The sequence below is a fragment of the Chryseobacterium sp. 2987 genome (assembly GCF_031456375.1).
GTDB classification, from domain to species: domain Bacteria; phylum Bacteroidota; class Bacteroidia; order Flavobacteriales; family Weeksellaceae; genus Chryseobacterium; species Chryseobacterium vaccae.
On sequence record NZ_JAVDUN010000003.1, the window covers coordinates 389,134 to 401,774 of the forward strand.

Sequence of the window (12,641 nt, forward strand, 5' to 3'; positions counted from 1 at the left end):
AGTGAATTCACTTCGTGGTCAATTGTCAATTTTGTGATGTGAAAAAATCACTATTGACTTTCCACAATTCACTTTTATATTTTAATTCCTGTTCTCATTTTAGCACTTCGGGCTCTGGAATTTTCTTCGATTTCCTCACTGTCTGGGATAACCGCTTTACTTTTCAGAAGCTCAAATGCTTTTTTATAATTTCCGTAGATGTCTCTTTCCGGTTCACCTTCAAACATTCCGTTCTTTAAGAATCTTTTTACCAGACGGTCTTCTAATGAATGGTAAGAAATAACGACCAGTCTTCCTTCCGGTTTCAGAACGTTGTAGGCCTGAACGAGCATTTCTTTTAAAACCTCCAGCTCCTGATTTACTTCAATTCTTATGGCCTGGAAAAGCTGGGCATAGAATTTATTAACCTTATGGGGCGGAATGTAGCTGAATAGCTTTTTCAGGTCTTCCGTGGTATTGATGATCTTCGTTTTTCTGTGATGAACGATTTCTCTCGCCAGCTTTCTTGCTTCTCTCAGTTCTCCGTAGTGGTAGAAAATGTCAGCAAGCTCTTCTTCTCCGTATTCATTAATCACCCGTTTAGCATCAAGATTCTGCATCACGTTCATTCTCATGTCCAGAGGGGCATCACTTCTTGTTGAAAATCCTCTTTCTGCCTCATCAAACTGATGGGATGAAACGCCTAAGTCTGCCAGGATTCCGTCTACCTGAGGAACTCCATACATCAGCAGGGAGTTTTCCAGAAATCTGAAATTCTGGTTTACCAGTGTAAATCTGGGATCATCAATTGCATTTTTAAGAGCATCAAGATCCTGATCAAAACTGAACAATCTTCCTTTGTCCGAAAGCCTGTTCAGGATTTCCCTGGAGTGGCCTCCGCCTCCAAAAGTGCAGTCCACGTATATTCCGTCCGGATTCGTCACCAAATCATCAACACTCTGCTTTAATAAAACGGGGTTATGGTACATGCTTAACTTGTGTTTTTTATCACGCTACAACTGCGTGGTTCTTATTCTTCATCGAAAGAGCCCATCACATCTTCAGCAAGGCTGGCAAAATCGGCTTCGTTGGTTGCGATCACCTTTTCATAGGCTTCTTTATCCCAAATTTCGAAAAGCTCTCCTGCGCTGGTAATTACAGTATCTTTCTGAAGGTTTGCAAAGGTTACCAGGTCTTTAGAGATCTGAAGCCTTCCTGCATTATCCAGTTCTACTGTTTTTACGCCTGCCGTAAACATTCGTATGAAATCAGCATTCTTTTTAATGAATCTGTTTAATTTATTTATTTTGCCCATCAGTTTGTCCCATGCATTCATTGGGTAAACTTCCAGGCAGGGTTGGAACACAGATCTCTTGACTACAAACGCCTTATCGTCGAAGTTTTCCATCTGTTTGATTAAAGATGAAGGAACTTTTAAGCGGCCTTTGTCGTCAATTTTACACTCATATGTCCCAATGAAATTTTTCATTTGGGACAAATTTATATAAAAGTTTCCAAAATTTCCCACTTTTTCCCACTTTTTGACTTAATGTTAATAAGTTTTATTAAAGATTTAGTTTTTAAGGGATAAGTAGCTGGTATCCGGATTGTTGTGAAAAGTCTTATTTAGGCCATACTAAAGTGGTTTTGAAAAAAATGAAGAAAAAGGGGGAGATTATATTATTTTTATTTTAAATTAGGGTAATCAAAATATTTTTGAGGTTTAATTTGTATTTTTGCAAGGCTTTATTAAGGCATTATATGATATTTAGTACAAAAAAAGAAAAGAAATATACTTTTGTAGAGGCGGGAGAAGGACATCCATTGGTGCTGTTGCACGGTTTAATGGGTGGTTTGAGTAATTTCGATAAAATGGTAGATTTTTTTTCGGAAAGAGGTTTCAAGGTATATGTGCCTCAGCTGCCGATCTATGATCTGCCGGTACTCAATACGAATCTTACCACGCTTGCAAAATATATTATCAAGTTTATTGAGAGCCATATTTCAGGACCTGTTACTATTGTAGGAAACTCAATGGGAGGTCATGTTGGGCTTATTTTAACCCTGGCAAGACCGGATCTGGTAAAGAATCTTGTTCTTACCGGAAGTTCAGGTCTGTACGAAAGAACTTTCGGAGATAGTTTTCCCCGAAAGAATGACCGTTCCTATATCAGAAAGAAAACGGAAGAGGTTTTTTACGACCCGGCGATTGCAACAGAAGATCTTGTAGATGAAGTATTTTCTGTAGTGAACGACAGAATGAAAGGAATCAAAACGGTGATGCTGGCAAGAAGTGCCATCAAGCACAACATGCTGAATGATCTTCCGAAGATTAAAACCCCGACTTGTCTGATCTGGGGAAAACAGGATAATGTAACACCACCGGAAGTAGCAGAGGATATGCATAAGTTTATCCCGAATTCAGATCTGTTCTGGCTTGATCACTGTGGACATGCTGCCATGATGGAAAAACCGGATGAGTTCAACGAAACTCTGTACAGCTGGTTAAAAGATAAAGTGTAAATATATACAACATATAAATGACCATTAAGAGCTTTTCTTAATGGTTTATTTTTCTAAAAATATTCGAGAAATGGTTATTAAAACAGCAAATTTTGTAAAGAGCAGCGGAAAATGGCAGGACTGTCCTGAGCCTACACTTCCTGAATATGCTTTTATCGGAAGGTCTAATGTAGGAAAATCGTCCCTGATCAATGCGATGATGAATCATAAAGATCTGGCCAAAACTTCACAGACTCCGGGAAAAACACAGCTGATCAATCATTTTTTAGTAAATGAAAACTGGTATCTTACCGATTTACCGGGGTATGGTTATGCCAAAGTTTCCAAGTCTATAAGAAAGGATTTTGAAAAGCTGATCACCAATTATATTTTAAACAGGAGGAATCTGGTGAATCTTTTTGTTTTGGTAGATTCCCGGCATACTCCGCAAAAAATTGATCTGGAGTTTATTCAGTGGTGTGGAGAAAGCGGAGTTCCTTTTTCCATTGTTTTCACAAAAGTTGATAAGCTGAAACCCAATGTTGCCATTCAGAATGTAGAAAATTACAAGAATGAACTGCATAAGACCTGGGAAGATCTGCCGGAATTATATATTACTTCGGCTGAAAAGAAGGAAGGCTGCGGTGAAATTCTGGATTTCATTGAAAAGACAAACGACTTTTTAACGCTTAATCATGTCACTTTTGATGAGTAATATAGTCTGGAAGATCAAAACGTTTGATGAGTTTACCGTACCGGAGCTGTATGCTATTTTGAAAGCACGTATTGATGTATTTGTCATAGAGCAGAACTGCCCTTATCCTGATCTGGATAATTATGATCAGAAAGCTATTCATATATGGGCAGAGGAACATGGAGATATTCTTGCTTACTGCCGTATTTTTGATAAGGGTATCAAATATGATGAGACTTCTATAGGAAGAGTTCTTACTACTGAAATAGCAAGAGGAAAGAATTTAGGAAAGCAGTTGATACAATATGCTGTGGAGACGATAGAAAACCGTTTTCATACAACAGCAGTAAGAATTTCTGCACAGGATTATTTACTGAGGTTTTACTCCGGATTCGGATTTGAAGATACCGGAAAAAAATATCTGGAAGACGATATTCCGCATACGGAAATGGTCAGAAAATAATAAAAGCGAAGAGAGATCTTCGCTTTTTTGATATATGATGAGTGTTTTTAGTTTTTTTGATTGAAAGCAGGGTGATAAAAGCTTAGTTACACCCTGAGCAATAGGAACGGTCTACATATTGTTTACTGTTTCCAGTGTAATAATAGCAGCCGCCTCTTTTGCCTACATAAAGTTGATTTCCATTATAAGTACAGCCTCTGCCTGAAGAGTAAGAGGTAAAACTTCTGGTATTGCTGCTTTTTTTGCTTTTTGAAGTTTTTTTCTTGGGTTTCCTGTTAGAGAGTTCAGAATTAGCCTTTTGTGGTGCTGCTGTGAAGCTGGCAGGAAGTAGCAATCCTAAGCCCAAAAGGGAGGTGAAGAGTAGTTTTTTCATAGTAGAATTGTTTAAAATTATTAAGGATTGTTTTATGAGGATTAATAATTCTCTAATGTTTTATGGAGTTTCTCTCTGAAATCATATATTTCATCAAGGGTATTTAATAACATTTTTTCTCCGGCATCTTTACCATTGTGGAACGTTTCTATATATTTATTGGTAGTGTTGAAGTGGAGTCTGCAAAGAGGTTTTCTATTATTATCATCCAATAAGATCCCAAAGTAGGATAAGGTGTCTCTGTACGCTATACGGTTTGAAGAAATTTTTTCTCTCATAATAGCCTTTACAATTTGGAAACCTTCCAATTCTTCTTCTGTTGTAACGATTTTAGAGTCATTATTTTCATCAATAGACAGAGCCGTTTTTACTTCATCATCTTGTTTTTCAATCTGTTCATTAATGCTTAGTGCAGATTTAAGTCTGAAGCTAATAGATTCATTGATGGATGTTGTCAGGGCTTTTTTGGTATACTCCTTAAAGGAAATCATTCTGTTGGCGGTAATAGACTTTCCAAAGAATCTGCTTACCAAAAGTTTTACAATTTCATCAGATGGGGTTTCTATTTCTTTTTCAAATTCTTTTCGTATTGCCTTAATATATTTTAAAGCTTCAGCAGAATCGAGAATGTTTTCCAGATTATAATCTTTTTTAGTGAAATTTTCCAGTATTTTTATAGAGCTGTCTTTCAAATCCTCAATATTGATGCTGAAAAAAGGCTTTTCATCCATAATATTAGGTTTTTCCAGATCGGTATAAAAATTATAGATAATCCCATTGGTAAGAACGCCAAGTCTTGTTTTGGAAACATGAAAATATCTGTGAAGCTGTGAATTATGAGCATCCACATTTTCTTTCCAGTGTTTGCATTCAATGATGATGACTGGTTCATCATTGTTTTTAATCACATAGTCCACTTTTTCTCCTTTTTTAGTTCCTATGTCACAAACGTGTTCAGGAACGACTTCAGTAGGGTTAAATATATCGTAGCCTAAAATCTGTATAAAAGGCATTACAAAAGCATTTTTAGTGGCTTCTTCAGTTGAAATCTGATCCTTTAATCCGCCTACTTTTTGTTGTAATTGCTCAAGCTTAAGTTTAAGATCCATGATGATGTTTTATTTATTTTCAAAAGTAATATCCTTTAAAACTCAATCCTTACGGGAATCCGTAAAAACAAAAAGCCTCTCAAAAAATGAAAGGCTGTATGATGAGTATTTGAAATATTAAATAACCCCCAGATCTTTACAAAACGCAATAAGCTGTTCGTTACTGGTTACCTGCAGGTCTTCTTTTAAGCTGTTCAGCTTTTTTTCTACGCTGCTCAGGCCGTTGGGAGTAATTCCTTTTGCTTTAAGGTGATCTGGAATATTCTTTTGAAGAATTCCTTTGGCAAGGAGAGAGACGATGTTGATATCATAGGCTGTAAATTCGTAGCTGTTGAGTTTTTTAACTTCCTGTTTCAGGTCGAAAGACAGATAGTTTTCGTTGATAAAAACAGAAGCAATGGATTTTTTTAATTCTTTTGAGTCATTTCTTGCTTTACGGACGTAGCCATTGATGTGGTATTGGGTAAAAAGGGAGTCTATAACTCCGGATCTATGTTCTGCAGAAAAAACAATCACTTTAATGGAGGGTTGCAATTCCCGGATCTTTTGGATAAGTTCAGTTCCGTTTTTTATGTTTTGCTCACGGTGGTCTTCTTCAAAGAAAAGATCGGTGATGAGCAAATCATACGGATCATTTTCCCGGATGGATTTTTGGATTTTAGCTAATGCATCATCGCAATAATAAACATAATCTGCATTGGTAATATGAAGGTCTTCTAGTGTTTTCTGTACAGAGATACTGCTGCTTTCGTGGTCTTCGGCTATTAAGATTTTTTCGAACATTTTTTTACTTTTTTAAGAAACAGGAAATGAAATATTGATCTTCAGTCCTTTTTCGGTTTTGGTGTCAAAAATAATAGCTCCATGTATTGCTGCCATACGGGAAACCGTATTAGTAAGGCCGTTTTTATGAATGATATCGCCAGGAATTCCAATTCCGTTATCTGTATAGTGTATTTCAACTTGATTTTCGAATCTTTCAAATTTAAAAACGACACGTGATGCCCGGCTGTGTTTTTTCATATTCACGAGCAGTTCGCGGATGACCTGATAGATTTCTTCAAAATGCGATTGGGGTAGGCCAGTCCATATTTCATCTTCATTGCCTACAGTGTAGGTTTCTGTATCATCGTTTTTGAACGAAGCGATAAGTTTGGATATTTTTTCTTTACAATCTTTTGGGCTGCCCATCTGATCCAGTTTATCATAGGAAATGTCTCTTGATTTTTCGTAAACAAATTCAAGTTCATCAAGGGCCTTTTCTTTATCGAAGCTTTCCTGGTTTTCTATTTTGGTCATTACCTGATAGATGCCATTCGCTACAACATCATGAACTTTTTTGGACATTTTGAGCTCTGTGTTTTTGACCTCTAGTTCTTTTTCCTGTTTTAGCCGTATTTGGCGTTTACGATACCATACTATAATGATGATAATGGATATAGCTAGAGCTACAGAAGCAAATTGTTGTTGCAACAATAAAGTCTCGCCTTGTGCATTGTCAAGCTTTAGTTTTTGATTCTCCTCACTTTTCTTTTGACTGTCATATTTAATATAAGCAAACTGAGATTTGTAATTATTTTTATTTTTCTGAATACTATCCGAGAGAGTTTTATATTCAATAAATGCTTTTTTAAGATTTGAGGGATTATCAGTGTATAAAATTTTTTCAAGAGCTTCTAATTTGTCCTCCGGGTTATGACTAATTTTTGCCAGAGATAACATCTTCTTTGCATAATACAAAGATTTTTCTGGATTTTTGACTTTATTAATTTCAACTAAATGAATGTAGTTGGAATGAAGTCCCCAATTATCATTTTCCGCAATTCTTAGTTGTAAAATTTTTTCCAAACTGTCTTCTGCGGGATAACTATTGTCAAATAACCAATTGATATACTCTTTATTATCTCTTACAATGAGAGTGAAATTTTTGTTAGAAATAGAATCCAGAATTATACTGTTTAGAATCTTTATTGAATTTTTATAATTGTGAATTTTAGAAAGAGAGACTGCTTTATTATTAAGAATCTTAGCTTTTGTTTGATAATCTATGTTTTCATTTAAAGCTTTATCACTCCATTCAATAGATGATTTATATTCTTTCTGTAACAATTTTATATTAGCCATTGTACCATACACCGAGAAAAAGCTTTCATCTCCTTCTTTCATATAGGTTAAAGCTTCAACCAAGGTTTCTTCTGCTCCAGAATAATCTCCTTGTATATGTTGAATATTAGCTTGACATATTAATGATTTGGAAATGTTTGGTGAATCATGAGATAATTTATAATATGAAATTGCTTTCTGAAAGTTGGCATAAGATTGAACATCATCTTTTTGAAACAAACTTATTCCTTTATCGTAAAATTGATCTCCGATAGCCGTATTCTTTGTTACCATGTTATCATTTTTACAAGATAACATAAGTATAAAAAGGAAGCAATATTGTAAAGCTTTTATCATAGCCCTAAAATATAAAAAACCACTCAAATTTAGAGTGGTCTTTTGGTCTTTTACTTTTTAGGAGGTAAAATTGGTATTGTTTCTCCGCTGGTATCTCCTGGATTTACACCTGTTCCTCCTCCCGTATCGCTTTGCACTGTTACCGGATTCTGGCCGTTATTATCTGTTACTGTATGGGCATTATTATTTGAGAATGCTAAAGCGATTAGCATTAGAATGAACTGTATCATCTTCTTAAAAATTTAAAAATTTGGGACTTCTGTAGTTGCCCGCGAAACCGATCACAGGTAGAGCTACATGTTTAAAAAAAATTGAAGCGCTTCTAAATTTTTGGGAAGTGAACCTTCAAAAACGGAGGAGAAAACATCTGCTTCCCAACCCGGAGTTTTGCCTCCGTTTTATCTGGTCATTTGAAATCAGTTTCGTATTTTTGTTTTTGTAATGTTTTGTTTGTCACTGATTTCTATGGCAAATTTGGAGAAAATGCTCATACGGGACTAAGACAAAAGACGGACACCAATAGACAGAGAATGGACAGGCGCCGTGTTACGGAAATCCGTAATGTGGTATGAAGAAAAATTACCTATTTTGTAACGGCTGTAAAAAACTAAATATGTCCAAGGTAAAACTATTAATTCATGAGGTTTTTAGACTAGGAAAAGAGGGCTCAGGAAGGGATACGAAAAATGGGATAGCTTTGTATTTAAGTCTATATTTAAGTGATACATTGAATTTTGATATTGCAGATAGAACCTTAGTCAGGTATTATGATGCCTATATTGCAGAGACGGGTGTGGAAGTCAAAATTGAACCTTATAAACTTGATAAGCTTAGCCAATATGCAGGCTATAGAGATTTTTCAGAGTTTTCCAGAACTTTTATTAGAACAGATGAAGCTGCTAATTCCACAACGGTGAGAATAAGTGTGGATAAGGATGAAGAAGCAATTTCAGAGAATCTATCCAAGATCAATATCAATATTACGAATGAGCAGCATTTTAAGATGCCGGATTTTATGAAGAAAAACGGTATGGGTATTATGGAAATTGCTTTGCTCATCTGTCTGGTTACCGGAAATGTACTTTTTTCCAATAATAAGAAAGTCAATAAAGATTATTCGGGTGCCCTTGGGTTTATGTCAATGGGAGGGTCTGTAGACAAGAAATATATGTATTGGGACGGAGAAAGATATATAGGGACTGACAGCAGTTATATCAGGCCCGGATTGACAATAGTTGCCATGAACAGGCAAAAGTTTCTTTTTTTTAAGAAGATTATGAGAAAAGATACTTTGACAGATCTAAATGCCACAGGAAAAACGTGGTATTCGAAATACAATAATGAAGTTGAATTTTTTACGGATGACGGCGTGGATCCGGATACTGGACGGGAATTAAGACGGTCAACATCCTGGATTATCTTCAAATATGCAGGCAAGCAAAAAGATACAATAGTGGCAGAGGAATAAAAAAGAGAGACAAACTTTATTTTATCTCTCTTTTACTATTTTTTATTCTATATTCAGCATTCCCAGTTCTCCATAATGTTTTTTGAACTTCTGGATCTTCGGTCCTACCACTGCACTGCAGTAAGGCTGTGTTGGGTTTTCATGATAATATCCCTGGTGATATTGTTCTGCCGGCCAGAATTTTTCAAACTTTGTAAGTTCTGTAACATAAGTTCCGGTCCATCTTCCCGAAGCTTCAGATACTTTTAAAGCCTCTTCTGCCTTCGCTTTTTCAGCATCATCTTTATAGTAAATAACCGAACGGTATTGGGTACCAATGTCATTGCCCTGTCTGTTCAGCTGCGTAGGATCGTGAAGGAAGAAAAATACATCCATAAGCTGCTCATAAGAAATAACAGCAGGATCATAAGTAATCTGTACAACTTCTGCATGTCCCGTTTCACCGGTACAGACTTCTTCATAGGTGGGATTATCTTTGTGGCCTCCCGAATATCCGGAAACAGCAGACTGTACTCCTTTCAGCATATTAAAACAGCTTTCCACACACCAGAAGCAGCCGCCTCCGAAAGTGATCTGCTCAAATTGATTATTCTCCATTGTAATTGATTATTTTTATTCGTTGTTTTTGAAGGATTGTAACCCCGAAAAACCAATCAAAAATAAGAAAAACTTTGATGGTTTTAAATACAAATAATGTGAATGTTTGCATCGATAAAAACTATAAATTAATGAAATGTTTTATGCCACGGAGGCACGAATTTTTTATTTATTATGTTTTGCAGATTATATAAGTTTGGGCTAAGGCCAGTGGATTGTTTTTCTATTATTTAGGCGGATTAAAGTCCTCCTCTATTTTTCTCTTGCTGATCATGATTGAGCAGATTTTTTGTTGGCTAAACGCTAAAGGACGCAAGGTTTTTAACCATTATGCTGTTTTTAAGGCGCAAAAAAAATCAAAGATTTTTAGCAATTTTTTATGATCTGTTTTCATCATTGAAAGAGCCGAAGGCTGGTCTATCGCTTCATCGGATCAACGAAGTTGATTCTACACTTTGCTCCCTTAAAATCAATATTGCCTATACATGAACTTTGCGTGAAAAAAAGCAAGCTATCATATCAATAAGAATTAAATTTCCCATAGATTCCACAAATCCCACTAATGTGGTTAAAAAATTCATTGTCACAGATACCGAATCATTTTACTCGTTAATGGTTGATAAGAAGATCTTTGTATATGTGTATGAACAAAAAAAGCAGCCATTAATGACTGCTTAATATATATATAAAATTTACTCTGTTATTTTTCCCATACAAGGGCACTTGCTCCTAAGATGGCTGCATCGGCTTCATCCAGTTCACTGAAAACCAGTTTTACTTTATTTCTGAAGATCGGCAGAAGGTTTCTTTCCATGTAGAGTTTGGCCGGTTTCAGGATAAAATCCCCAGCTTTGATTACGCCTCCGAAAAGAAGAATCGCTTCTGGTGAAGAAAACATCACAAAGTTGGCTAAAGCTTCACCCAGTTTCTGTCCGGTATATCTGAAAACCTCAATAGCGATCGGGTCTCCTTTCAAAGCACATTCATGTACTGTTTTGGAGTTGATCTCGTCTTCAGGATACTGATTCAGCATGGATTCCGGGAATTCGGCTCTCATTTTCTTTGCTGTAATGGCAATTCCGGTGGCAGAAGCATAGGCTTCTAGGCTTCCTTCAGATCCAGTACTCCAGTGTTTTCTTCCTCCAGGTTTTACAATGGTATGTCCCAGCTCTCCGGCAAAACCGTCATGTCCGTAAATCAGGCTTCCGTTGGAAATAATTCCGCTTCCAACACCTGTTCCCAGGGTGATCATAATGAAATCTTTCATTCCGCGGGCGGCTCCGAAAAGCATTTCTCCAAGAGCGGCTGCATTGGCATCATTGGTTACCTTGCACGGAAGATTGAATTTAGCCGTCATCAGATCCGTGAAATGAATAACACCTTTCCATGGCAGATTAGGGGCCTGTTCAATGGTTCCTTTATAATAGTTGGCATTAGGAGCACCTACTCCGATTCCGTCAAAGTTTTTTTCTGTGCCGTGTTTTTCGATTAAAGGGCGTACCTGTTCATGCAGAGCATCAATGAAATCTTCTACCTTATCGTATGCGTCGGTTCTCAGACTTCCTTTTTCCAGTACTTCGCCGCGGTGGTTTACTACTCCGAACTTGGTATTCGTTCCTCCGATGTCAATTCCCAGGGCAACTTGTTTTGATAAATCTATTAATGACATTTCTATTTGTAATTCTAAAGGGTTAAAATTATAAAAAAGATTGTATTAATAGATTATTAACAAAACATTTATTTAAAAAAGTTTCAGGCAGTTCTGGCGGGTTTCTTTTTTCTTCTTCCCCACCAGATCATGAATCCTGTAACAGGAAGAGAGGCGCATATTAAACTGACAATGAATGCGATGATCTTAGTAGGTAATCCCAGAATGGCACCGACATGGATGTCATAATTGGCATTGACCACTTTTTCACCGAAATTTTTATCCTTAGGATCATGAGTGTGAAGAAGTTCTCCTGAGTTTTCATCAAAGATCAGGCTGCTGCTCTTATGATAAGAGTAGGAAAGATGCTTTACATACACCTCGAAATTCGGGTGCTCATGATCGTCCATATGTTCGTGCCCAAGGTCGATGGCAAGACCGTAAGAGTCGGGATATTTCTGTTTTACGGTATTGATAATCTTATCTAGTGTTCCTTCTGTTCTCAGCTCAATGGGTGCTTTGGTTTTGATGTGGGAAAAGTCCGGATATTTTGTTTCTCCTCCAGAAAATAGTACATAAATCATGGCCTGAACCACAAAGAAAGCATAGAATAATCCGGTGATGGAGAAAATTAAGGCAAAGATTGAGGCATAAAATCCAAGGATATTGTGAAGGTCGTAGTTCTTTCTTTTCCAGCTTTTAACATTTTTCCATTTGAAGGAGAGACGCTGTTTCCTTGCGGCTTTATTTTTCGGCCACCAGAGCACGATTCCTGTAATCAGCATGATCACAAATATAATAACAGGAATTCCTACAACGTAGGCTCCCCAATCCTGTTTCAGAAGGAAACTCCAGTGGATCATCTTTACAATGTTGAAGAATCCATTCTTTTCATCATAAACCCTCAACACTTTTCCGGTATAGGGGTTGACATACGCCTGCTTATAGATCGGGTATTCGTCAAAATAATTCCAGGCTTTCGTATTATGTTCGTACCAGAAGAACATGTATGACATTTTCTTGTCAATAGGAACATTAACCCAGTGGATAGGGTATTTTTCCTTGACCTGGTCAGCAACGGCCTTTTCCATCACTTTGATCGGAAGAACCTGCTTTTGTTCAACATTCTGTTCGTTATGGTAGATAACATCTTTACGGGTAAAGTTTTCCACCTCGTCTTTAAAGACATATAATGCTCCGGTAATGGAAATTATAAAGATCAGGAACCCAATTCCCAAACCAAACCAAAGATGCAGTTTGGCCGACCATGTTTTAAAGAATCCCGGTTTCTTTTTATTATGATGATGTTTTTTCTTCATATGGGTTGTAAAAGCAAAACAAAGATAAG

Annotated in this window: 14 protein-coding genes; 4 read left to right on the forward strand and 10 right to left on the reverse strand. The window is 36.6% G+C overall.

What is annotated here, in order from left to right:
* Window positions 1–74: 74 nt before the first annotated feature.
* Together rsmH and mraZ are read right to left on the reverse strand one after the other, a co-directional pair.
* Complete coding sequence (gene rsmH, locus J2Y40_RS11400; RefSeq protein ID WP_309999007.1) at window positions 75–968, reverse strand: 16S rRNA (cytosine(1402)-N(4))-methyltransferase RsmH; 894 nt, start codon at window positions 966–968, stop codon at window positions 75–77.
* A gap of 41 nt (window positions 969–1,009) precedes the next feature.
* A complete protein-coding gene (mraZ, locus tag J2Y40_RS11405) occupies window positions 1,010–1,468 on the reverse strand; it encodes a division/cell wall cluster transcriptional repressor MraZ (protein ID WP_153396635.1) in 459 nt (152 codons plus the stop codon).
* Window positions 1,469–1,740: 272 nt separating this feature from the next.
* Here mraZ and J2Y40_RS11410 point away from each other — a divergent pair, with 272 nt between their 5' ends.
* The 3 genes from J2Y40_RS11410 (at window position 1,741) to J2Y40_RS11420 (ending at window position 3,638) form a co-directional block, all read left to right on the forward strand.
* Window positions 1,741–2,502, forward strand: a complete 762-nt coding sequence (locus tag J2Y40_RS11410) for an alpha/beta fold hydrolase (RefSeq protein ID WP_153396633.1) — start codon at window positions 1,741–1,743, stop codon at window positions 2,500–2,502.
* Between the two features lie 70 nt (window positions 2,503–2,572).
* The gene (gene yihA / locus J2Y40_RS11415; protein ID WP_309999011.1) at window positions 2,573–3,196 is read left to right on the forward strand and encodes a ribosome biogenesis GTP-binding protein YihA/YsxC; all 624 of its coding nucleotides are present in this window, start codon (window positions 2,573–2,575) and stop codon (window positions 3,194–3,196) included.
* Complete coding sequence (locus J2Y40_RS11420; protein WP_153396630.1) at window positions 3,189–3,638, forward strand: GNAT family N-acetyltransferase; 450 nt, start codon at window positions 3,189–3,191, stop codon at window positions 3,636–3,638. The genes yihA and J2Y40_RS11420 overlap by 8 nt, the downstream gene beginning before the upstream one ends.
* 82 nt (window positions 3,639–3,720) lie before the next feature.
* Here the strand turns inward: J2Y40_RS11420 and J2Y40_RS11425 are convergent, their stop codons facing one another.
* The 5 genes from J2Y40_RS11425 to J2Y40_RS11445 form a co-directional block, all read right to left on the reverse strand.
* The gene (locus J2Y40_RS11425) at window positions 3,721–4,011 is read right to left on the reverse strand and encodes a hypothetical protein (protein WP_309999014.1); all 291 of its coding nucleotides are present in this window, start codon (window positions 4,009–4,011) and stop codon (window positions 3,721–3,723) included.
* 41 nt (window positions 4,012–4,052) lie between these two features.
* The gene (locus tag J2Y40_RS11430) at window positions 4,053–5,120 is read right to left on the reverse strand and encodes a type I restriction endonuclease (RefSeq protein WP_309999016.1); all 1,068 of its coding nucleotides are present in this window, start codon (window positions 5,118–5,120) and stop codon (window positions 4,053–4,055) included.
* Between the two features lie 117 nt (window positions 5,121–5,237).
* Window positions 5,238–5,903: a response regulator gene (locus J2Y40_RS11435; protein WP_309999019.1), complete on the reverse strand. Its 666-nt coding sequence runs from the start codon at window positions 5,901–5,903 to the stop codon at window positions 5,238–5,240.
* A 12-nt stretch (window positions 5,904–5,915) separates the two neighbouring features.
* The gene (locus J2Y40_RS11440) at window positions 5,916–7,517 is read right to left on the reverse strand and encodes an ATP-binding protein (RefSeq protein WP_309999022.1); all 1,602 of its coding nucleotides are present in this window, start codon (window positions 7,515–7,517) and stop codon (window positions 5,916–5,918) included.
* Window positions 7,518–7,630: 113 nt separating this feature from the next.
* Window positions 7,631–7,810: a hypothetical protein gene (locus J2Y40_RS11445; protein WP_309999024.1), complete on the reverse strand. Its 180-nt coding sequence runs from the start codon at window positions 7,808–7,810 to the stop codon at window positions 7,631–7,633.
* Between the two features lie 383 nt (window positions 7,811–8,193).
* Between J2Y40_RS11445 and J2Y40_RS11450 the strand changes: the two genes are divergently transcribed.
* The gene (locus tag J2Y40_RS11450; protein WP_309999027.1) at window positions 8,194–9,048 is read left to right on the forward strand and encodes a hypothetical protein; all 855 of its coding nucleotides are present in this window, start codon (window positions 8,194–8,196) and stop codon (window positions 9,046–9,048) included.
* A 42-nt stretch (window positions 9,049–9,090) separates the two neighbouring features.
* Here the strand turns inward: J2Y40_RS11450 and msrA are convergent, their stop codons facing one another.
* The 3 genes from msrA to J2Y40_RS11465 form a co-directional block, all read right to left on the reverse strand.
* Entirely contained in the window at window positions 9,091–9,645 is a 555-nt protein-coding gene (gene msrA, locus J2Y40_RS11455) for a peptide-methionine (S)-S-oxide reductase MsrA (protein WP_309999030.1), read from the reverse strand.
* 700 nt (window positions 9,646–10,345) lie between these two features.
* Window positions 10,346–11,314: an ROK family protein gene (locus tag J2Y40_RS11460; RefSeq protein WP_153396612.1), complete on the reverse strand. Its 969-nt coding sequence runs from the start codon at window positions 11,312–11,314 to the stop codon at window positions 10,346–10,348.
* An 83-nt stretch (window positions 11,315–11,397) separates the two neighbouring features.
* Entirely contained in the window at window positions 11,398–12,612 is a 1,215-nt protein-coding gene (locus tag J2Y40_RS11465) for a PepSY-associated TM helix domain-containing protein (protein WP_309999033.1), read from the reverse strand.
* Window positions 12,613–12,641: the final 29 nt, after the last annotated feature.

Coding starts and splice junctions, on each gene's coding strand:
- J2Y40_RS11450 (WP_309999027.1), top strand. CDS start 8,194: ATGTCCAAGGTAAAACTATTAATTCATGAGGTTTTTAGACTAGGAAAA.
- rsmH (WP_309999007.1), bottom strand. CDS start 968: ATGTACCATAACCCCGTTTTATTAAAGCAGAGTGTTGATGATTTGGTG.
- mraZ (WP_153396635.1), bottom strand. CDS start 1,468: ATGAAAAATTTCATTGGGACATATGAGTGTAAAATTGACGACAAAGGC.
- J2Y40_RS11430 (WP_309999016.1), bottom strand. CDS start 5,120: ATGGATCTTAAACTTAAGCTTGAGCAATTACAACAAAAAGTAGGCGGA.
- J2Y40_RS11425 (WP_309999014.1), bottom strand. CDS start 4,011: ATGAAAAAACTACTCTTCACCTCCCTTTTGGGCTTAGGATTGCTACTT.
- J2Y40_RS11460 (WP_153396612.1), bottom strand. CDS start 11,314: ATGTCATTAATAGATTTATCAAAACAAGTTGCCCTGGGAATTGACATC.
- J2Y40_RS11420 (WP_153396630.1), top strand. CDS start 3,189: ATGAGTAATATAGTCTGGAAGATCAAAACGTTTGATGAGTTTACCGTA.
- msrA (WP_309999030.1), bottom strand. CDS start 9,645: ATGGAGAATAATCAATTTGAGCAGATCACTTTCGGAGGCGGCTGCTTC.
- J2Y40_RS11440 (WP_309999022.1), bottom strand. CDS start 7,517: ATGGTAACAAAGAATACGGCTATCGGAGATCAATTTTACGATAAAGGA.
- J2Y40_RS11410 (WP_153396633.1), top strand. CDS start 1,741: ATGATATTTAGTACAAAAAAAGAAAAGAAATATACTTTTGTAGAGGCG.
- yihA (WP_309999011.1), top strand. CDS start 2,573: ATGGTTATTAAAACAGCAAATTTTGTAAAGAGCAGCGGAAAATGGCAG.
- J2Y40_RS11445 (WP_309999024.1), bottom strand. CDS start 7,810: ATGATACAGTTCATTCTAATGCTAATCGCTTTAGCATTCTCAAATAAT.
- J2Y40_RS11465 (WP_309999033.1), bottom strand. CDS start 12,612: ATGAAGAAAAAACATCATCATAATAAAAAGAAACCGGGATTCTTTAAA.
- J2Y40_RS11435 (WP_309999019.1), bottom strand. CDS start 5,903: ATGTTCGAAAAAATCTTAATAGCCGAAGACCACGAAAGCAGCAGTATC.